Annotated in this window: 19 protein-coding genes and 1 other RNA gene; 11 read left to right on the forward strand and 9 right to left on the reverse strand. The window is 45.9% G+C overall.

Annotation, left to right across the window (positions count from 1 at the left end):
* The first annotated feature begins 73 nt into the window (after positions 1-73).
* The 7 genes from J4N44_RS02990 to sufE all read left to right on the forward strand — a co-directional run bounded on the left by J4N44_RS02990 (position 74) and on the right by sufE (position 7,115).
* On the forward strand, positions 74-1,342 hold the full coding sequence (locus J4N44_RS02990; protein WP_009700544.1) for an O-acetylhomoserine aminocarboxypropyltransferase/cysteine synthase family protein: 1,269 nt from the start codon (positions 74-76) through the stop codon (positions 1,340-1,342).
* Between the two features lie 228 nt (positions 1,343-1,570).
* Complete coding sequence (gene sufA / locus J4N44_RS02995) at positions 1,571-1,942, forward strand: Fe-S cluster assembly scaffold SufA (protein ID WP_005447677.1); 372 nt, start codon at positions 1,571-1,573, stop codon at positions 1,940-1,942.
* A 48-nt stretch (positions 1,943-1,990) separates the two neighbouring features.
* Positions 1,991-3,466: a Fe-S cluster assembly protein SufB gene (gene sufB, locus J4N44_RS03000; RefSeq protein WP_252044835.1), complete on the forward strand. Its 1,476-nt coding sequence runs from the start codon at positions 1,991-1,993 to the stop codon at positions 3,464-3,466.
* A 6-nt stretch (positions 3,467-3,472) separates the two neighbouring features.
* Positions 3,473-4,219, forward strand: coding sequence for a Fe-S cluster assembly ATPase SufC (gene sufC, locus J4N44_RS03005; protein WP_005447675.1), 747 nt, complete (start codon positions 3,473-3,475; stop codon positions 4,217-4,219).
* The gene (gene sufD / locus J4N44_RS03010; RefSeq protein ID WP_050934601.1) at positions 4,194-5,474 is read left to right on the forward strand and encodes a Fe-S cluster assembly protein SufD; all 1,281 of its coding nucleotides are present in this window, start codon (positions 4,194-4,196) and stop codon (positions 5,472-5,474) included. Before sufC ends, sufD begins: the two co-directional genes overlap by 26 nt.
* Positions 5,471-6,694, forward strand: a complete 1,224-nt coding sequence (gene sufS / locus J4N44_RS03015) for a cysteine desulfurase SufS (protein WP_252044836.1) — start codon at positions 5,471-5,473, stop codon at positions 6,692-6,694. Before sufD ends, sufS begins: the two co-directional genes overlap by 4 nt.
* A 13-nt stretch (positions 6,695-6,707) precedes the next feature.
* Positions 6,708-7,115, forward strand: a complete 408-nt coding sequence (sufE, locus tag J4N44_RS03020; RefSeq protein ID WP_005447670.1) for a cysteine desulfuration protein SufE — start codon at positions 6,708-6,710, stop codon at positions 7,113-7,115.
* A 19-nt stretch (positions 7,116-7,134) separates the two neighbouring features.
* Here sufE and J4N44_RS03025 read toward each other — a convergent pair whose 3' ends face one another.
* On the reverse strand, positions 7,135-7,533 hold the full coding sequence (locus J4N44_RS03025; protein ID WP_049535705.1) for a hypothetical protein: 399 nt from the start codon (positions 7,531-7,533) through the stop codon (positions 7,135-7,137).
* A 190-nt stretch (positions 7,534-7,723) separates the two neighbouring features.
* Between J4N44_RS03025 and J4N44_RS03030 the strand changes: the two genes are divergently transcribed.
* Both J4N44_RS03030 and J4N44_RS03035 read left to right on the forward strand, forming a co-directional pair.
* A complete protein-coding gene (locus J4N44_RS03030; RefSeq protein WP_061065608.1) occupies positions 7,724-9,052 on the forward strand; it encodes an aspartate aminotransferase family protein in 1,329 nt (442 codons plus the stop codon).
* Positions 9,046-9,891: a beta-keto acid cleavage family enzyme gene (locus tag J4N44_RS03035; RefSeq protein WP_252044837.1), complete on the forward strand. Its 846-nt coding sequence runs from the start codon at positions 9,046-9,048 to the stop codon at positions 9,889-9,891. The genes J4N44_RS03030 and J4N44_RS03035 overlap by 7 nt, the downstream gene beginning before the upstream one ends.
* Positions 9,892-10,068: 177 nt before the next feature.
* Here the strand turns inward: J4N44_RS03035 and J4N44_RS03040 are convergent, their stop codons facing one another.
* The 6 genes from J4N44_RS03040 to smpB form a co-directional block, all read right to left on the reverse strand.
* Positions 10,069-11,436, reverse strand: a complete 1,368-nt coding sequence (locus tag J4N44_RS03040; protein WP_005447666.1) for a Na+/H+ antiporter NhaC family protein — start codon at positions 11,434-11,436, stop codon at positions 10,069-10,071.
* A 179-nt stretch (positions 11,437-11,615) separates the two neighbouring features.
* Positions 11,616-12,191 carry a DedA family protein gene (locus J4N44_RS03045; RefSeq protein WP_026000144.1) on the reverse strand — a complete coding sequence of 192 codons (576 nt, stop codon included), beginning with the start codon at positions 12,189-12,191 and terminating at the stop codon, positions 11,616-11,618.
* A gap of 145 nt (positions 12,192-12,336) precedes the next feature.
* The gene (locus tag J4N44_RS03050) at positions 12,337-14,379 is read right to left on the reverse strand and encodes an FUSC family protein (protein WP_252044838.1); all 2,043 of its coding nucleotides are present in this window, start codon (positions 14,377-14,379) and stop codon (positions 12,337-12,339) included.
* 99 nt (positions 14,380-14,478) lie between these two features.
* Complete coding sequence (locus J4N44_RS03055) at positions 14,479-15,372, reverse strand: LysR family transcriptional regulator (protein ID WP_252044839.1); 894 nt, start codon at positions 15,370-15,372, stop codon at positions 14,479-14,481.
* Between the two features lie 137 nt (positions 15,373-15,509).
* Positions 15,510-15,877: a transfer-messenger RNA gene (ssrA, locus tag J4N44_RS03060) on the reverse strand.
* Between the two features lie 68 nt (positions 15,878-15,945).
* On the reverse strand, positions 15,946-16,431 hold the full coding sequence (gene smpB / locus J4N44_RS03065) for an SsrA-binding protein SmpB (RefSeq protein WP_005440253.1): 486 nt from the start codon (positions 16,429-16,431) through the stop codon (positions 15,946-15,948).
* Between the two features lie 118 nt (positions 16,432-16,549).
* On the opposite strand from smpB, the gene J4N44_RS03070 reads away from it, so the two are divergent.
* A complete protein-coding gene (locus J4N44_RS03070) occupies positions 16,550-16,993 on the forward strand; it encodes an SRPBCC family protein (protein ID WP_005447659.1) in 444 nt (147 codons plus the stop codon).
* Entirely contained in the window at positions 16,983-17,339 is a 357-nt protein-coding gene (locus J4N44_RS03075; protein ID WP_005447657.1) for an RnfH family protein, read from the forward strand. The genes J4N44_RS03070 and J4N44_RS03075 overlap by 11 nt, the downstream gene beginning before the upstream one ends.
* Before the next feature lie 136 nt (positions 17,340-17,475).
* On the opposite strand, the gene bamE is transcribed toward J4N44_RS03075, so the two are convergent.
* Positions 17,476-17,835, reverse strand: a complete 360-nt coding sequence (bamE, locus tag J4N44_RS03080) for an outer membrane protein assembly factor BamE (RefSeq protein WP_005447656.1) — start codon at positions 17,833-17,835, stop codon at positions 17,476-17,478.
* 249 nt (positions 17,836-18,084) lie between these two features.
* Entirely contained in the window at positions 18,085-19,749 is a 1,665-nt protein-coding gene (gene recN / locus J4N44_RS03085; RefSeq protein ID WP_005447655.1) for a DNA repair protein RecN, read from the reverse strand.
* Positions 19,750-19,759: the final 10 nt, after the last annotated feature.

Consider the following 19,759-nt stretch of genomic DNA (forward strand, 5'->3'; position numbering starts at 1 on the left):
AGCTGCTTTTCTTTGTTGAAAAAATCGGCAATATAAAAGAATAACCATTCACTCAATAGTTCAGGGAAGATGCATGAAAGACGAAACACTCTCGATCCATTTTGGCTACGAAACCGACCCAACAACCAAATCAGTAGCGACACCGATTTACCAGACGGTAGCGTATGAGTTTGATAATGCGCAACATGGTGCGGATTTATTCAATCTTGAAGTTCCGGGCAATATTTACACTCGTATTATGAACCCAACCAATGACGTGTTGGAAAAACGCATGGCAGCGTTGGAAGGGGGGATTGCTGGTTTGGTTGTGAGTGCAGGTAGTGCGGCAATTAACTACGCTATTCTCACGCTCGCGCAAGCTGGCGATAACATCGTTTCTACTCCTCAATTATATGGTGGTACTTACACCTTGTTTGCGCATATGTTGCCAAGCCAAGGTATTGAAGTGCGTTTTGCCAAGGACGATAAGCCTGAAAGTCTTGCTGAGCTTATCGATGAGAATACCAAAGCGGTTTACTGTGAAAGCATCGGTAATCCGGCAGGGAACATCATAGACCTAGAACGTGTTGCCGAACTGGCTCATGCGCAGGGCGTGCCTGTGATTGTAGACAATACGGTCGCAACTCCTGTGCTATGCAAGCCAATCGAATTTGGTGCCGATATCGTGGTTCATTCGCTCACTAAGTATGTTGGTGGGCATGGTACGACGCTGGGTGGCATCATCATTGATTCTGGGAAGTTCCCGTGGGCACAGCATAAAGATCGCTTCCCAGTATTTAATCAGCCTGAGCCTTCTTACCACGGCGTGGTTTACACCGAAGCATTTGGTGAGGCGGCTTTTATTGGTCGTGCTCGCACCGTTCCTTTGCGTAATACTGGTTCTGCTTTGTCACCAATGAATGCCTTTATGTTGATGCAGGGGCTGGAAACGCTGTCGCTGCGTATGGAGCGTCATACCGAAAATGCGCTGAAAGTCGCGGAATACTTAAGCCAGCACGAGAAAGTGAGTTGGGTAAGCTACGCGGGTTTACCTACTTCGGAATTCTATCCATTGGCAGAAAAATACATGCAAGGTAAACCATCAGCTATATTGTCGTTTGGCTTGAAAGATGGTTATGAAGCTGGTGTGCGCTTTTACGATGCATTGAAGATCTTTAAGCGTTTAGTGAACATTGGTGACGCAAAATCGCTTGCATGCCATCCGGCGTCGACTACGCACCGTCAATTGAGTGAAGCGGAGCAAAAGCAAGCGGGTGTATCCCCAGAGATGATTCGCTTGTCCGTTGGTATTGAACACATTGATGACATCTTGGTAGACCTTGAACAAGCCCTTAATGCTTAATTATTGAATTAAAAGTGAAAAGCAGCTCTTTGATAGGGCTGCTTTTTGAAGACACCGTCGATATTCAACTTTCATTTCAGACCCTATTTCTTTTTCAAATCCCATTTCGTTTTCTATTCCAAATTGTGACCGAGCAGCATGCCTTAATCCCATAAATTCATTATGGTTGAATGGATAAATGATAATAACTATCATTCTCAGTGTTTGTTTTTAAATAGGTGAATAGTCATGTCGGGACTCAACTCAGTAGACAGCTTCGATCCAAGCAGCAGTTGGCAAGGGCTAACTCTGACCGATAAAGCTGCCAATCAAATTAACAAGCTGCTCGAAAAAGACGAATCTCTATGTGGCTTGCGACTCACAATTAAGCCTTCAGGTTGTGCGGGCTACGCGTATGTACTGTCCACCGTGGATGAAGTTATCGCTGACGATCTTGTATATGAGCATCTAGGCGCCAAGTTATTTGTGCCTCTTGATGCCATGCCTTATCTCGATGGAACAGAAGTGGACTTCATTTCACAAGGGTTGAACCAGATGTTCCAGTACAACAATCCTAAAGTACAAAGTGCTTGTGGTTGTGGTGAAAGTTTTAATGTGTAAAAGCGAGCACTGCTCTAGGGCAGTGGCTGGTTTTAAATGGTACCGACAATGACACAAAGTGGTATTGAGATCCAAGAAGATGTTCAAGCTTGGGTTGATGATGATAGTTACAAACAAGGGTTCTACAGCAATATTGCGACAGACCAGTTAGCAAAAGGCATCAATGAAGATGTTGTACGTGCGATTTCTGCCAAAAGAAACGAACCTGAATGGATGCTGGAGTTCCGACTTCGGGCGTTTCGAATTTGGCAAACCATGGAGGAACCGCATTGGTTAAAAGCGCACTACGACCCGCTTAACTATCAAGATTATAGCTATTATTCCGCGCCATCTTGTGGTCAGTGCGATGATACTTGTGCTGGCGATGAAGCATCACTAGACCCGGAGTTTTTGACTAAAGAAGTCGAACAAGCTTTTGACCTGCTGGGTGTGCCAGTTCGTGAGGGAAGCGAAGTCGCTGTTGATGCAATCTTTGACTCCGTATCGGTCAAAACCACGTACAGTGAAAAATTGGCAGAGAAAGGCATCATTTTTTGCTCATTCAGCGAAGCGATTCACAAGTACCCTGAGCTAGTACAAGAGTACCTAGGGACAGTCGTCCCGCCAGAAGATAACTTCTTTGCTGCGCTAAATGCTGCCGTTGCGTCGGATGGCACCTTCGTTTACATCCCCAAAGGTGTTGAGTGTCCTATGGAGCTCTCGACCTATTTCCGGATCAATGCTGCAAAAACAGGTCAATTTGAACGTACGATTTTGATTGCTGATGAGGGCAGCTATGTCAGCTATATCGAAGGATGTTCGGCACCATCGCATGATAATTACCAGCTGCATGCTGCGGTGGTAGAAGTGATCGTCCTCAAAGATGCTTACGTGAAGTATTCGACCGTACAAAACTGGTTCTCAGGCAAAGATACCAACGGCGGTATCCTCAACTTTGTGACCAAGCGAGCGCTGTGTAAAGGCAGTGGTTCAAAGATGTCTTGGACTCAATCCGAAACGGGATCTGCCATTACATGGAAGTACCCAAGCATCATTCTCCAAGGGGATAACTCGATCGGTGAGTTTTATTCCATCGCGTTAACGTCGGGTAAGCAGTTGGCTGACACTGGCACTAAGATGATCCATATCGGTAAAAATACCAAGTCCACCATCATCTCAAAAGGCGTCTCCGCTGGGTACAGTGAAAACAGCTACCGCGGATTAGTGAAGATCTTACCGAGCGCTGAAAATGCGCGAAATTTCACTCAATGTGACTCGATGCTCATCGGTCCGGATTGTGGGGCGCATACCTTCCCTTACGTTGAAGTAAAAAACAACTCCGCTCAGGTCGAGCATGAAGCAACCACAACCAAAATTGGTGAAGACCAACTGTTTTACTGTTCACAACGAGGCATCGCTGAAGAGGATGCGATCTCAATGATTGTGAACGGTTTTTGTAAGGATGTGTTTTCCGAATTACCGCTGGAGTTTGCCGTAGAAGCACAAAAATTATTGGCAATCAGCTTAGAACACAGCGTTGGATAATGAAAAATGTTAACAATTAACAACTTAAAAGCCCAAATTGAAGAACAAGAAATTCTAAAAGGAGTCAATCTTCAGATTAACCCTGGAGAAATTCACGCCATCATGGGACCAAACGGTTCCGGTAAAAGCACGCTGGCAAGCACGCTCGCGGGACGTGAAGACTACGAAATTACCGATGGATCTGTCGATTTCAACGGCAAGGATTTATTGGAATTAGATCCTGATGAACGTGCAGGCGAAGGCGTGTTCTTGGCATTCCAATACCCTGTCGAAATTCCGGGAGTGAGTAACCATCTCTTCTTACAAGCATCAGTGAATGCGGTGCGAAAATACCGTGAACTTCCGGAATTGGAACGCTTTGAACTTGCGGATTTAATTGAGGAGAAAATTGAGCTTCTCAATATGCCGAAAGACTTACTTTCTCGCTCGGTAAACGTCGGCTTTTCTGGCGGAGAAAAGAAGCGTAATGACATCTTGCAAATGGCGGTACTTGACCCACAACTTTGCATTTTGGACGAGACCGATTCTGGATTAGATATTGATGCACTTAAAGAAGTTGCTAATGGCGTAAATAGCCTAAAAGACGGCAAGCGTTCTTTCATCATTGTGACCCATTACCAACGCATTCTTGATTACATCAAACCTGACTTTGTGCACGTGCTGTATCAAGGAAAAATCATCAAATCGGGTGATTTCTCTATGGTGGCTGAGTTAGAGGAGAAGGGCTATGGTTGGCTCACCGGAGAGGAGTAATTGTCTATTGCCATTCAGTGACTATTTAAAGCCTCGTCTGACTGCGTTAGATGAGGTTGCCAAATACCATTGGCAAGCCGCATTAGCACAAGGATTACCGACTCGTCAGCATGAAGATTGGAAATACACCTCGCTTGAAGGCTTCGATGCCATTGATTTTTCCAGCCAGCGTGAGACTGATGTATCGATGGCTTTCGTTCAGGCTCACAAGCTTGATATGGATGCAGAAAGGTTAGTATTTGTGAACGGTCAGTTCCAACCTAATTTGAGTGATATTGATGGCGAGGCATTTCGACTTTCTTTACTTAATGGTGATGCAAAACAAGCGTTGCCTGCCGCGATTGCACCAGAAATCTTTTTGCATCTCACGGAAGCATTTTCCGATACGACTTTGTTGATTGAGGTCGATGCCAAACATACCGTAGCCAAGCCTATTTACTTGATGCAAATTGAGTCTCGACCTCAAGGTGGTATGGCACATCATCGCGTACACCTAAAAGTCGGACAAAGTAGCGAAGTTAAAATTGTTGAGCACCTTCTTTCTGCTTGTCATGGCAATCGTGTGGCAGCAAGTTATTCCGGTTCGCGGCTTACGATGGAGGTTTCGGACAACGCTGAACTTACCCATTACAAGCTCTGCTTGGGTTCTGCGGAACATTACCATTTTGCTCACAATGATCTTTTCGTTGGACGAGATGCAAATGTATCAAGCCAGACTTTTTTGCTCTCTGGTCAATTGACGCGCCACCACACCAGCTGCCAGTTAAATGGCGAAAATACAGAGATTGAAATCAACAGCCTAGCACTACCTAGCCATCAGCAAACGTACGACACGCGTACTTACCTTGAACACAACAAAGGGCATTGCACGAGTCAGCAACTGCACAAAATTATTGCCAGTCAGCAAGGCAAAGCAGTATTTAACGGCATGATCAAAGTCGCCCCAAACGCGCTCAAAACTGACGGACAAATGGACAATCACAACTTGTTGCTAAGTAAAGCGTGTGAGGTCAACAGTAAGCCTCAACTGGAGATCTATGCGGACGACGTGAAGTGCAGTCACGGTACTACCACAGGAGCATTGAGCAAAGAGCAGGTGTTTTATTTGCAGGCTCGCGGATTACCAAAGCACCAAGCTGAACAATTGATCACCCTTGCCTTTGCCGCGGAAGTCGCAGAGGCGATTGATATTGACGTTATTCGTACGCTGGTTTTACAGCATATAGAGTCCAAGCTAGCAGAGGTAAATGCATGAGCTCTTTCATAACAGCGCAACGAGCACACTTTCCAACCTTACATCAGGAAGTAAACAACAAGTCTTTGGTTTACTTAGACAGCGCAGCAAGTGCACATAAACCATCGGTCGTGATTGAACGAGTCGACACCTTTTATCGACATGAAAACGCAGCGGTTCATCGTGGAATCCATCATTTGAGTGCTCATGCGACAGATTTGATGGAACAAGCGCGTGATAAGGTTCAGCAATTCCTTAATGCCAAGCAGCGTGAAGAGGTGGTTTTTGTTCATGGAACCACGCACGGAATTAACCTTGTTGCGAATGCTTATGCGAAAGCGCAGTTGACGGAAGGTGATGAGATCATCGTGTCTGAAATGGAGCATCACGCCAATATTGTGCCTTGGCAAATGCTAGAACAAGGCATCGGGATCAAAGTGGTGGTGTGGCCGCTAGAGCTTGATGGAAGCTTGAGTTTGGATACGCTGAAAACGCTGATGACTAGGCGTACTCGCTTATTAGCGGTCACCCACGTCTCTAATGTGCTTGGTACCATTAATCCGGTCAAAAATATCATCGAGTTGGCTCATCAGAATGGCACCCGAGTGCTGGTAGATGGGGCACAAGCAGTGATGCACCAAGCGGTCGATGTACAAGAAATTGACTGCGACTTCTATGTCTTTTCAGGGCATAAGCTCTATGGTCCGACAGGGCTTGGAGTGTTATACGCGAAGAAAGAGCTGCTTGATATTATGCCTCCGTGGGAAGGTGGTGGTGCGATGATAAAAGAGGTCGATCTGTACCAAGGGACCACTTATAACGAAGCGCCATGGCGTTTTGAAGCTGGCACTCCTAATGTTGCTGGCATTATCGGTTTAGGGTGTGCGATTGATTATGTGCTCGATCTTGGGTTTGAAGCGATTGGTCGCTATGAACAAACATTGGTTGACTACCTCTACGATCAACTAAAGACGGTACCAGACATTGTCATTTATGGTCCTCAAGAGCGCTGCGGCGTAGTGTCATTCAACCTTGCACAAGTGCATGCCTTTGATGTGGGTAGCTTTTTAGATAAGTACGGTGTTGCGATTCGAACGGGACATCATTGCGCTCAACCTCTGATGAAATACTACCAAGTACCTGCGATGTGTCGTGCATCGGTTGCTTTATATAATAATCAACAAGATATTGATGTTTTGGTTTCTAGTCTAAAACGTATCCATACCTTGTTAGTCGGATAGGAAAGAGAAAGCAGTGGACCAAAAACAATTAATTAAAAACTTCAATCGATGTATTGATTGGGAAGATAAGTACTTATACATCATTTCGCTTGGCGAGAAGTTTGCTCGTTTACCAGAAGCGTTACAGACTGAACAGACGGCCATTTACGGCTGTCAAAGCCAAGTATGGATTCAGGTACAAGTAGAACAAGGAAAAGTGCAATTGTTGGGTAGCAGCGACGCGGCTTTAGTGAAAGGGCTTGTCGCTGTGGTGTGCTTGTTATTGCAAGATAAAACACCGAAGCAGTTGTTGGAGACTAACATTAAAAGCATTTTTGCTGAGTTAGGTTTACAGCAACAATTAACTCCGGCCAGAAACCAAGGCATTGAAGCTATGGTTAAGAGTATTTTTAAGCAAGTTCAAGCACTAGAGATGGCGTGATTTCCGCAGAGCTTCTGTGTTAGGTAATGGACGAGCGTTTGGCAAAGTCAGAGCGAAGGATCTTGGCTTTGTCCATCACGTCATAGCCTTTGTAGAGTTGACAAGTGAGATTGAGTGAATCAAGCGCGTAGGCTTTGCATTGGGAGCGGCAGCAAAGCTCGTTATTGGTGTCATTCAATTCAGCCATCATTCTGGTGTAGAGCTTTTTTAGGCAAAGTAGATAACTCATATCATCACCGCTATCACGAGCAGTCAGGGCGACGTCGAGACTCGCATGATAATACTCTGATAACCGTTTTTCAGACGGACCATGACGATTAAGATTCATCTCTGCAAGAAAGAACTCTGAAGTGGCTGTTTGTAATCTATCCTTATAGTCGTCAATCTCTGCAGTTAGCCATGTCATCACGCAATCCATAAAACACCTTCCATCTGTTACTTGATCTTAATGATAATTATTATCATTTACAAATCAAGGCTTCTTATACGTTTTTATCGTTACTCTTGCGTCTATTCCAAATGCTCATCGCGGTTAACTTTTCTTACCTTGCGTATAAATCGTATCTTCCTGACTATGCTTAGCAAATAGTCACTAGGAAGGGACGCTCATGTCTTATGTGTTTCACCGCCATTGTCACGCCAAGTTGCCTACTATCGCCAGAGGGGAAGGGGTTTATCTGTTCGATAGCCAAGGTAATCAATATCTCGATGCTTGCGGTGGCGCTGCCGTATCAAACCTTGGGCACAGCCACCAAGCTGTTAAACAAGCCATGCTCGACCAAATCGAAAAAGTACCTTTTGCTCATACTGGCTTTTTTACTAGTGAAGTAAGTGAGCAGTTGGCTGAGTTGATTTGCCAGCAAATGCCATCGCAATTCAATCACGTCTACTTAGTCTGTGGGGGCTCTGAAGCGGTTGAATCTGCACTAAAGATGGCAAGACAATACTTTGTGGAATGTGGTAAGCCAGAGAAAAAGCAGTTTATTGCTCGCCAGCAAAGTTATCACGGTAATACGCTTGGTGCGTTGGCTGTTGGTGGTAACGAATGGCGGCGTGAGCCTTTTAAACCCATTTTGCACCCAAGCCATCACATTGCGCCGTGCTATGCCTATCGTCATCAAAGAGAAGGTGAATCAGAGCTCGATTACTCACTGAGAGCTGCCAATGAACTTGAAGCTAAAATTTTAGAACTGGGCTCGGATAACGTCATGGCGTTTGTTGCAGAGCCGATTGTTGGCGCAACAGCTGGCGCAGTACCTGCCACTCTAGGTTACTTCAAACGAATACGAGAGATTTGCGATCGCTATGATGTGTTGCTGATCATGGATGAGGTGATGTGTGGCGTTGGACGTAGCGGTAGCTTTTTTGCTTTTGAACAAGAGCAAGCCGTCCCAGATTTAGTTTGCATGGCGAAAGGATTAGGTGCGGGTTATCAACCTATCGGAGCCGTTGTTGCCAATGACAGAGTCTATCAAGCAATCGCGTCTGGTAGTGGCTTCTTTCAACATGGGCATACTTTTATGGCGCATCCCGTCGCATGCGCAGCTGCCGTTGCAACCATTCAGACCATCGGTGACCAAAAGCTCCTGCAAGCCGTCAACCAACAAGGAGCAATGTTAAAAAGAGAACTCGAGTCAGCACTTTCAGACTTCCCGTATATTGGGGATATTCGTGGTAAAGGGCTGTTTCTTGGCATTGAACTTGTGGCAGACAAAGTAAGTAAAATCCCTCTTCCTAATTCAATTTTGGCAGACAAAAAGATCAAACATCAAGCGATGAAAAATGGACTGATGTGCTATCCAATGGGGGGCACGATTGATGGTGTCAATGGGCATCATATCCTGCTTGCACCGCCTTTTATCATCGAACGAAGCCACATCGACGAGCTGGTGGAAAAGCTCACTCGTACACTCAGAGAGGTGTCGAAAACATGGTAATAAATTCCCCAATAGAAAGAGCTCGAATCGCGATTATTGTTGCGCCTAATGGAGCGAAAAAAACCAAGCAAGACCATGCTCAATTGCCGATGAATACTGAAGAAATGGTTGCCGAGGCGAAAGCATGTCAAACGGCAGGGTCTACCATGATCCATTTGCACGCGAGAGATGTGCAAGGCAGGCATTCTCTAGAGGTTGATGACAACTTAGAAATCTACCACGCGGTGAAAGCTGCGGTTGGGAATTCGATGATAGTTCAGCTCACAACTGAGGCTGTTGGTATGTATTCACCACAACAGCAAATGGCGCTGATCAAAGCGGTAAAACCAGAAGCCGCCTCTTTTGCTTTGCGTGAACTGATTCCTGATGAGCAGAGTGAGGAGCTAGGTCTTATCTTTTTTGATTGGGTCGCTGATCAGGGCATTCTCAGCCAAATCATTTTGTATGATCAGGCAGACATCGAGCGCTATTTTTCCCTAAGAGAGCGAGGTGTTTTACCAAAGCAAAACCAACACGCGTTAGTGGTACTTGGTCGATATCATGAGGCTCAACAATCTTCACCATGGAATTTACGGGCACTGCATTTGGAGCGATTTATCGAAGAGAATGTTAGGTGTGCCGTGTGCGCGTTTGGCGTGAGAGAGCAAGACAGTTTAACCCATGCAATGTTACTGGGATTGGATGTTCGGGTAGGCTTTGAGAACAACCATTTGAGTTCGGATGGTCAGCTCGCGAAAAGCAATGCAGAGCAAGTTCGGCGATTGAAAGAGATTTGTGAATTGCTCGATGTGCCCCTGCATGATGCGGAGAGTTTTCGCCTTAGCCTGAGTGGTAGTTGATTTGAGAGATTCCCGACTCAGTCGTTCCTCCTTCTCGAGAGTGACGGAGTTAGCCTTGGTTGATGCTTGGTTTTACATAGCGTCATTATCTAGAGCGGCGAAGGTGCGAGTAGGGAATCGCTTCTTTTCTTAAGACACAAAAAAGGCTCCAATCGGAGCCCTTCTTCAAAGTTAATTTTAGCTTTCAGTCTGAGGGACAGGCTGACGTGCCGGATGCTTGATAAACACCGCCACGATAGCTGCAATTGCAAGCGCGAAACAGTAATAAGAGTTCGCGACAACTTCTAGTGGAGAAAGGTTAAATACCGAGCCCAATAGCAGAACTTGCGCACCGTATGGCAATACACCTTGGATAACACACGAGAAAATGTCCAACAAACTTGCAGAGCGACGCGGTGAAACGTTGTTCTCTTCTGCCAGCTGACGAGCCACGCTACCTGATACGATGATGGCAACGGTGTTGTTGGCGGTACAGGTATTCACCATCGAAACCAGACCAGCAATACCGAGCTCACTTGCACGACCATTTGCTTCTTTCGAGTGGCTAGAGCCAAACGTACGGATGATGCCGCTCACTAGGTTAGTTAGAAACGCGAGACCGCCTTGGCGACGCATAAGCTCACTCAGACCACCAATCAGCATGGATAGCAGGAAGATCTCTTGCATGTTGCCAAAGCCAGAGTAGATGTCTTGCGCGAAGTTGGTTAGACCGTAATCATCGATAGAAGACAAGCTCACGCCGCCTGCCAAAACGATACCAATAGTAAGCACGACAAACACATTCATGCCTGATACAGCAAGGATAAGAATCGTCACATATGGCAGCACTTTCAACCATTCAATAGGACCGGTTTCTGGTACTTGAGTCGCTGTGCTGTTGAAGGCGAAGATCACAAGCGCAACCAGTGCTGCTGGTAGTGCGATACGGATGTTCTCTTTGAATTTGTCCTTCATCTCACAGCCTTGAGAACGGGTTGCCGCAATGGTGGTGTCTGAGATGATAGAAAGGTTATCACCAAACATTGCGCCGCTAAGCACTACACCAGCAGTCAATGGAAGACTCATACCTGCTGATTGAGCAATGCCCAGAGCAACAGGCGCAACTGCTGCGATGGTACCCATTGAGGTGCCCATCGCTGTCGCAATAAATGCAGAAATCAGGAAGATACCCGGCAAGATCATGCTAGTTGGAATCGCAGAAAGACCAAGGTTAACTGTCGCATCTACGCCGCCAGACGCTTTTGCAACTGCAGCAAAGGCACCGGCAAGCAGGTAGATCATACACATCGCGATGATGTCTTGATGACCAACGCCACGCATAAAGTGTTCGATAGAGCGATTGAGTTTGTCTTTGCTTAGGATGAGCGCAAGGATCACAGCAGGCAATACCGCGATAGGCGCTGGCAGTTGGTAGAAGGCGAAATCAACGCCTTGCAAGGATAAGTAAGTGCCCACGCCAATAAACAGCGCAAGGAATAGCACTAAAGGTAAAAGTGCGACCGCTGATGGTGCGATTGCTTTATTAGAATTTTTAGAACCAGACATGTGAACGACAACATAATCAACAAATAAGGCGAGCAGACTAATCTGACACCAAAGACTTGTCAACGTCTAGACGTCTAAATGGCTGGTTATTTTTAATCGAAAAGACCAAGAAAAAAGGCTCACATAACATATCTTATTGATACTGTGAGCCTTTGTAGAATTTTACTTGTGTAGAGTATTTATGCTTTTTTTCGTTTGAGGAGCGCGAAGATCATCAGTGAGAACAACAACGCTGCGCTCGACCAAACCACGTAGCGATGCTCGGTATAGAACTGGCTGAGAACGCTTAGATGCTCAAACGCAAAGTTAGTGAGCAAACTGAACACGGCAACCCAAATGGTGGTTGCAAGGGCGTTGCCCAATAAGAACTCTTTACGCGACATCTTAGCAATGCCACAAGCAAGCGGCATAAACTGTTTCATTCCTTCAATAAAGCGGCTGACAACCAAGCAAGCAGGACCATACTTCTGAATTGTATTTTGTAGCTTCTGCATTTTAGGGCCAGAAATATAGCCTTTCTTGTCTAACCAACCTTCAAAGTGATAGCCAATCAGGTAGCCGCACGTGTTGCCAAAAAAGCAACTCAACCAAGAGACTATCATCACTAGGCTAAGGTTCATGACATGCTCAGATGAGATGATAGACGCCGCAATCATCAGCGATTGCCCCGGCATCGGAATGCCAATACCTTCAAGAAAGATGCTGACGATAAGGGCGAGATAGCCATATTGCTCAAGCAGCGGCTTCATCGCCATCAGTAAATCATTAATGTGTTCCAAATGCTTTCCTCTAACCAAAGTGGAACGAAGCTGGAGTGATACTCCTGTTAGTTAGCTTGGTCAATCGACGTTGTTCTCAAATAGTCAAATCTGACATTCCGTTGATAATAGTGGTGCGTATTTAGTCTTTTAGGTTACGCCTTACTAAGTCGTGCATTTGCTTAATCGTCATCAATGCTAACCAGATGATCTCTTCGACAGAGCGCTGTCCTGCGGTCGAGGAGGGATGATTGGCATCGGTTTTATTGCTCAGTGCTGGCAGCTCATGCACGCGATTGTCACGAATCGTACTGATCAACGCATCCATCGCATCATGAATCAGGCGTTCTACTTGCAATGAACCTTGGTAATGGGTGCCCGCTCTCACTAGAGGGATCAGCAAGCAGAGGTAGTGACTCAACAAGCGATAATGGCTCAACATATCTTCATAATAATGCGGATCGGCGCGAGTGTGCCTTGGCTCTTGCTGCATCTCGTTGTAAATCAGTTCAAGATCGCTTTCTGCAGTGAGCATGGCGGCACGTTGCTTAGTGAGCGCCATGTGATCACGTTGCTCTGTGTCGACTTGTAACTGCTCATAGCAATACACAAATAAGCTTTTTGAACTATCGAGCGCTTTTAATGCTTGGGTATGAATCTCCTTACCTCGCCACTGCGGCCACAATAAGCCATAACCGAGTAGGACAATTGCGCCACCGACGACATTGTCGATCAAGCGCGGAGCGGCAAAGTCGAGCCCCTGGTGTGCCATGGTTTGATAAACCAAAATCAACAGCGCGGTAATACAGCCAATCGCCAGCGAGTAATGGCGCATAATATTGAGCATTGCGATGGGTAATAGGACCGCGATTAATACCAACAGGATGGTCGTTGGTACGCCAAGATGAATCAAGGAGGTGGCGAAGAGTACCCCAAGTGCCGTACCCAAACAGCGTTGCCAAGTTTTACTTCGGGTTGCCAAGAAACTCGGTTGAATGACCATCAACATGGAAATCAACACCCAATCCGGGCGAATCAATTCAAAGTATTCAGCAATCCCAGCTCCAAGAGCGAACATCAAACCAACGCGAGTCACATGGCGCCAAATTGGGTTGCCTCGACTTGGCAAACGAAAAGACAGCTCGAATGGTTGCACCTCAAAGGAGCGTTCATAAGCGGGCTCATTGAGCTCAATACGACGAGAAATATGCTTTACCGCGTATGCCCAGTAGCGAAAGCGAGGTTGGTCTTCTAGCTTCACCGCCTCAATCAAATCATGGGCTTCCTGCTCTAGTGAGCTCAAGTGTTCCATCTCTTCATGCGTGTTATGCAAAAGCTGTTTGGCTTTGTGTCTTAATCTTTGCTGGCAGTGTTGGCTCCAAACCAAGAGCAGATCTCGTTTCGGTTTACTGGATTGAAATTGCTTCAGCAGATCAGGGTTGCTGGTATGGCTGCTCAAGACGACTTCAAATGTATCGAGCGCCAAAAACAAAGCCTGACGTAGAGAGTTGGCGTCTTCATGTTTCGAGCGAAAAGATTCTGATTGCAGCGCTTGTTGGAACAGTTCAATCAACTGATATTTGATGCGTCGTTTCGGAGCATCGTTTTCGCTTCCAAGTAAGAAAGCTTGGCGATATTGAATGTAGTCCGCTAGCGTCTCGTAAATCGCAGAAAGACAAACACGCAGCGCGTAATGTTTCCATAAGGCAAACCAAAGCCAACTGAACAGCGCAAAAGTGAGTGGTCCCAACACCAACATAGGATAGAGACCAAGTACCGCGCTGGAATTATGTAGTGACAAGCTCACGACCGCGATCAGTAAGCTCGACATGCCAAGACGTCCCCAAAACGGACCATTCACTGCTGTACTCGCCAATATTGCTCCCATAACGCCGTAAGTCAGCCACAGCGGTAAGCCCATATTCAGCAGAGCATAACTGATGACGAGCGTAATGCTCCATGTAAAAGCGGTAATCGCAAAGCGTGTCCAGCGTCTAGGACCGGCAGTGTCTAAACCGCTGATCAATGCTGCAGGCATGGTCATTAAAGCTGTCATGGCGAGATTGATTTGGCTGAATAGCACACCCAATCCCATGAATAGGACAATCGCGCTGGTGGCACGCAAACCAAGGTTGACAGAAGGGGAGTACCAGATTTTACGCAGAAAGGCAGGAGATAACGTCATAAACCCTCATTACAGTTGGCAACCCCTTCAGTGTAACGCGAATATCTTTACATGTGCTGGCTTCAACCACAGTTTGAAAAATTGAAGCGGAGTCGTTATCTAACCAACGCCTTCTCCAAGTTGACTAAATAGCCAATCATTGAACAGTGAGACTTTTCGCGCCGCTAGACGGTAGTTCGGCACAAATACGTAATAGCCATAATGGCTATGCATACGCAATTGTTGGATGTGGTAGACCTCATCTCTCGACATCGCCTGCTGCACCATAAAATCAGGCAGGAGGGCAAGACCTTTACCAAGCTTTACCGCTTCATAAGAGAGATAGAAATGCTCATGACCGACAGGGTGATAATGAATCGCGCTTTGCAGAGATTGCTCTAGTTTGAACTGCTCCCACAACTGCGGGCGCGTTGTTTGAGGAATAAAAGCGAAATCCGTAATGGATTGTTTGTCATTACACGTTGAAGAACTTGATGAGCCCGTTAGCAGCAGCGTTTCTTGACGCAGCAATCGACCATGTTCGTAGTGACTAGAGAGAGGAAGGCAACGGATGGTGATGTCGCTGTCTACATCTAACTGATTTATTGGACCATCACTGGTGCGAACTTTAACGCGGATATCAGGATGGATTTGATGGAATGCATCAATGTTTGGCACCAACCACAAACTGGCGAAAGAAGGCGTAACATCAACCACCAATAACTCTTGCTCTGTGTTGGTTTGAATCAAGCTTGCCGTCGCATGTTGGATTATCTCCAGCGCTTCGGTCACCTTGGGTAAGTAACGTTTTCCTTCTTCGCTGAGCTCAATACCATTGATACCACGCTGAATCAAAGGTAACTCAACCAGTTGCTCTAACGTCGCAATTTGTTTGCTCACGGCACCTTGAGTTACGCACAAACTCTCTGCCGCTTTAGAAAAACTCAGATGGTTAGCAACTGCAACAAAGGTTCGCAGCGCACGAATAGAAGGGTACTCACTACCTTTTAGCATAAACTCATGTCCATTGATGAATGCTTAACCACAGACTAAGAGATTTTGGCTAGGAATCAAAGCGATGAGTTGAGGGGAAATACGAATCGCAGATACAAAAAGGGCCAACCCTTTCGAGTTGGCCCTTTCCAAACATTTGGTGGAGCTGGCGGGAGTTGAACCCGCGTCCGAAAACCTTTCATCATTGGTACTACATGCTTAGTCGATCTTTAAATTCACCACCCACCTGCGAACCGACACGCTAATGAATGACTATCCTGAATTAAAATTCGCCGTTCATCTCTCAGGCGGGAGAATCCGGGCTAGCGCGTTTGGGTTTGATCCCTCGTTGGTCCCCGTCTTACGTGCGGAAGCTAGGGCGAGAGAGCTCTGAGCAGGTTATTAAGCTGCTAGTGCGTAGTTTTCGTCGTTTGCGACTATTTTTTTGCGGTTTGTTAACGAGGCCTACCGCACCTCGGCATGCACCTCAGACTTCTGAATTCCCGTCGAATCCTAAATCAGCCCCAGAGGTAATATCGGCATAGTAACAGAAAAGCCTAAGCTGTCCAGTACTATGCGTCTAAGTGGTCAAGTTTAACGCAGTGAACTCTTCATCACGCGTGCTTTTTCACGAGCCCAGTCTTTTTCTTTCAGATCGGTACGTTTGTCGTGAAGTTTTTTACCTTTCGCAACACCGATTTTGATCTTCACCCAAGAGCGAGACCAGTACAGTGACAATGCGGCTAGCGTCATACCTTCACGGTTGATGCGACCAAGAAGGTTGTCGAGTTCACGACGACTCATCAATAGTTTGCGCACACGTGTAGGGTTTGCGACAACGTGAGTAGAAGCTTGGTTAAGAGGCGTGATGGTCATTCCGCTGACAAAAGCTTCTCCGTCACGCATGAAAACGTAGCTTTCAGCGATATTGGCTTTACCTTGGCGAAGTGCTTTCACTTCCCAGCCTTGTAGCTCCAAGCCTGCTTCAATTTCATCGTCAATGAAGTATTCGTGGCGAGCTTTTTTATTCAGCGCGATAGTGTTGCTACCCGCTTTTTGCTTTGATTTTTTCTTTACCATAATGGACTCATTATACGGGTTGGATATGGGTTAGGAAATCCTTTTATTTGCGCTATCGTGGAATAAAAGTAGAATTGGCACAAGCCTTAAACATGTACGCGTATCGATAGGAGTGTGTATGAAGCAAATCAGCCGTTCTGCCTTGGTGTCTTTTAGTGCAGAGCAGATGTTCGATCTGGTCAATGATGTTTCTAAGTATCCTGAGTTTCTACCTGGTTGTTCAGGTTCACGAATCATTGAGTCTTCGGACGATGGTATGGTGGCTTCTGTCGATGTAGCAAAAGCAGGTATCAGTAAGACATTTACAACCTCTAACGAGATTATTCCGGGTCAAGCGATCATGATGAATTTGGTCGATGGTCCATTTAAGACACTGCGTGGTGGTTGGATCTTCACTGCTTTGGATGAGCAGGCGTGTAAAGTGGAACTGAAGCTTGAGTTTGAATTCTCAAGCAAGATGATCGAAATGGCTTTCGGCAAGATTTTTAATGAGCTAACCAATAACATGGTGAATGCTTTTACCAAACGCGCGAAACAGGTGTACGAGTGCTATGAGTATTGAGTCGGACATGATTCACGTGGAAGTGGTTTATGCGCTTCCTCAAGAGCAGCGTGTATTCAATTTGGTGGTAAACAATCAAGCAACGGTTGAAGATATTATCCGCCAGTCGGGTGTGCTTGAGCTATACCCGGAGATTGATTTGAAGAAGAATAAAGTCGGTGTTTACAGCCGTAACGTGCGATTAGATGCAACGGTACGCGACAAAGACCGTATCGAAATTTACCGCCCACTATTGGCAGATCCAAAAGAGATTCGTCGTAAACGAGCGGAGCAAGCAAAGGCCGCTGGTAGTGCAGACCCTGTGACAGGCGGTAAGCCCAATGCTTTGAGAAAAGCTGAGGAATAATGCTTTTGATTACGAACAACGCCTCCCAATTGGGAGGTGTTGTTTTTTTGTGGGGCGAACTTTCCTTGCTCTGTTGAGCAGAAATAAAAAAGCCTCCGTCAGGAGGCTTTAAGAATACAGTGAAAATAAAGGTTGCTTACTGAATCTTCTCGTAAAATGCATCGCTTTTCGGGTAGTCACCAGTGATGTCTGCCAGCGTGCCTTGGTCGTTAAACTGAACGATAAGATCTTTTTGCACTGAGTCACCGTGACCAGGAGTGTGGTGGTAAATGTAGTACCACGTATTCGGGTAGCCATTTTCAACCAACATAGGTGAACCAAGAACGTAGCGAACCTGTGCTTTAGTCATCCCAAACTTTAATTTATCAACCGCACTTTGTTCTACGTAGTTGCCTTGGTTGATATCAATGCGATAAACCAGTTTTTCCAATACCGAACATCCTGTCAGCAATGTCATTGCTAATGGTACGGCAACTAACCACTTCTTTAATTGCATAATAATTTCTTAGTAACCTTTAAAATACTGCGCTGATAATAAACAAGCTCGACGCAGATGTAAAAAGCTATGCGTCGTATGGTAGGGAATCTGACAACGAATTTTGAGTTGAGTTGCATTTATTCGCTGAGATTGAACAATAATTGGCGGAACATTGCGCATTCGTTTAGCGAAAAGCAAAAGTACTGGGGCAGTTGAAATGGGAGAGAGCCACTGAACTGATTGATATGCGGTGGCTCCGTAATAATCTTAAGCGGCGATAAGCAGTTCTTTAGCATTTGCCAATGTGGAATCTGTAATTTGACTACCACCAAGTAGACGAGCTAATTCTGCCACACGTTGCTCTTTATCTAGTGAGCGCATTTGTGTTTCAGTTTGACCACCTTTGGTGTGTTTTGCGACAAACATTTGCTGATGACCACAACCTGCGACTTGAGGTAAGTGGGTGACACACATTACTTGGGTCGACTCTCCTAGTTTGCGCAGCATCTTACCGACAACAGCAGCGGTTGGACCACTGATACCTACGTCTACTTCATCGAAGATCAAGCTTGGAGTATCTACTTTCTGCGCGGTGATCACTTGGATGGCTAATGAGATACGTGATAGCTCACCACCCGATGCCACTTTAGCGATGGGTTGCAATGGCTGACCTGGGTTGGTTGAAACCAAGAAGCAGACGCTGTCCATTCCCAGCGGTGATGGGTGGGTATTTTCGTTGTTCACTTCAATGCTGAATACCGCTTTCTCCATGCTCAATTCGTGCATGCTTTGTGTGATCAGTTTGTTCAACTCTTTTGCGTAGCGACTGCGTGATTTGTGCAGTTTTTCCGCTTGGGTCAAGAAGCTTTGATATTTTTGTTCAACTTCTTGAGCGAGTTCATCCAAACGTTCATCAGAGCAATCGAGCGCTTCGATTTGAGCCAACAGATCTTGATGGTGTTGATATAGCTCATCAGGCATAACGTGGTGTTTACGAGCCATTGACATCACTTTAGAAAAGCGTTCTTCGACATAAGCCATGCGACCCGGATCGACATCAATGCCATCAAGGTAGCTGCGAAGTTCGTTTTTAGTTTCTTCTAGCTGGATCATTGCTTCTGCCAGCATATTTGGTAGCTCTGCTAATTTCTCATCCAATTCAGCTAATTGAATTAGGGAGTGATTGGCCGATTGCAAAATACCAAGCGCATTGACTTCTTCACCTTCGTAAATAAGTTCGATGGCTTGCTGACAGGTAGCGGCAAGTTCACCGCTATTGGACAGTCGTTTGTGCTCTTGTTCGAGCTCTGCGAATTCTTCTTCACCTAGCGATAACTCATTCAGTTCTTTGATTTGGTATTCGAGCAACTGCTTTTGTGCCTGATTTTGCTGGCTGTTCTCTTTTAGTTGCTTGAGGTTATTGTCTGCCTGACGCCAATGCTGGTAAGCACTGCGTGTGCCTTTTAATAGGTTTAAATGTCCTGCATATTGGTCAAGCATTGCCATTTGGTGCTCGCTCTTCATCAATTGATGATGTGCGTGCTGTCCATGGATGTTGATCAACAACTGCCCAAGAGATTTGAGTTGTGAAAGTGGGACTGGGCTGCCGTTGATGAAGGCTCTAGAGCGACCTTCTTTGGTGATGATGCGACGCAAGATACACTCGCTGCCATCAAGCAGGTCGTTATCTTCTAGCCAACGCGTTGCGTGTAGATTGTTATCCAGTAAAAAGGCAGCGCTGACTTCTGTTTTCTCTTCGCCTTGGCGCACCATACCTGCATCGGCACGTCCGCCTAAACAAAGACCTAATGCATCAATTGCAATAGACTTACCTGCACCTGTTTCACCAGTAATGGTGGTCATGCCCTTTGAAAGCTCGAGCTGTAAAGACTTAACAATCGCAAAATTATTAACACTTAGATGAGCCAGCATTTTTATTTAC

This window comes from Vibrio sp. SCSIO 43155, assembly GCF_023716605.1.
GTDB classification, from domain to species: Bacteria; Pseudomonadota; Gammaproteobacteria; order Enterobacterales; family Vibrionaceae; genus Vibrio; species Vibrio harveyi.

Coding starts and splice junctions, on each gene's coding strand:
- J4N44_RS02990 (WP_009700544.1), top strand. CDS start 74: ATGAAAGACGAAACACTCTCGATCCATTTTGGCTACGAAACCGACCCA.
- sufA (WP_005447677.1), top strand. CDS start 1,571: ATGTCGGGACTCAACTCAGTAGACAGCTTCGATCCAAGCAGCAGTTGG.
- sufB (WP_252044835.1), top strand. CDS start 1,991: ATGACACAAAGTGGTATTGAGATCCAAGAAGATGTTCAAGCTTGGGTT.
- sufC (WP_005447675.1), top strand. CDS start 3,473: ATGTTAACAATTAACAACTTAAAAGCCCAAATTGAAGAACAAGAAATT.
- sufD (WP_050934601.1), top strand. CDS start 4,194: ATGGTTGGCTCACCGGAGAGGAGTAATTGTCTATTGCCATTCAGTGAC.
- sufS (WP_252044836.1), top strand. CDS start 5,471: ATGAGCTCTTTCATAACAGCGCAACGAGCACACTTTCCAACCTTACAT.
- J4N44_RS03025 (WP_049535705.1), bottom strand. CDS start 7,533: ATGGATTGCGTGATGACATGGCTAACTGCAGAGATTGACGACTATAAG.
- J4N44_RS03030 (WP_061065608.1), top strand. CDS start 7,724: ATGTCTTATGTGTTTCACCGCCATTGTCACGCCAAGTTGCCTACTATC.
- J4N44_RS03035 (WP_252044837.1), top strand. CDS start 9,046: ATGGTAATAAATTCCCCAATAGAAAGAGCTCGAATCGCGATTATTGTT.
- J4N44_RS03040 (WP_005447666.1), bottom strand. CDS start 11,436: ATGTCTGGTTCTAAAAATTCTAATAAAGCAATCGCACCATCAGCGGTC.
- J4N44_RS03045 (WP_026000144.1), bottom strand. CDS start 12,191: ATGGCGATGAAGCCGCTGCTTGAGCAATATGGCTATCTCGCCCTTATC.
- J4N44_RS03050 (WP_252044838.1), bottom strand. CDS start 14,379: ATGACGTTATCTCCTGCCTTTCTGCGTAAAATCTGGTACTCCCCTTCT.
- J4N44_RS03055 (WP_252044839.1), bottom strand. CDS start 15,372: ATGCTAAAAGGTAGTGAGTACCCTTCTATTCGTGCGCTGCGAACCTTT.
- smpB (WP_005440253.1), bottom strand. CDS start 16,431: ATGGTAAAGAAAAAATCAAAGCAAAAAGCGGGTAGCAACACTATCGCG.
- J4N44_RS03070 (WP_005447659.1), top strand. CDS start 16,550: ATGAAGCAAATCAGCCGTTCTGCCTTGGTGTCTTTTAGTGCAGAGCAG.
- J4N44_RS03075 (WP_005447657.1), top strand. CDS start 16,983: ATGAGTATTGAGTCGGACATGATTCACGTGGAAGTGGTTTATGCGCTT.
- bamE (WP_005447656.1), bottom strand. CDS start 17,835: ATGCAATTAAAGAAGTGGTTAGTTGCCGTACCATTAGCAATGACATTG.
- recN (WP_005447655.1), bottom strand. CDS start 19,749: ATGCTGGCTCATCTAAGTGTTAATAATTTTGCGATTGTTAAGTCTTTA.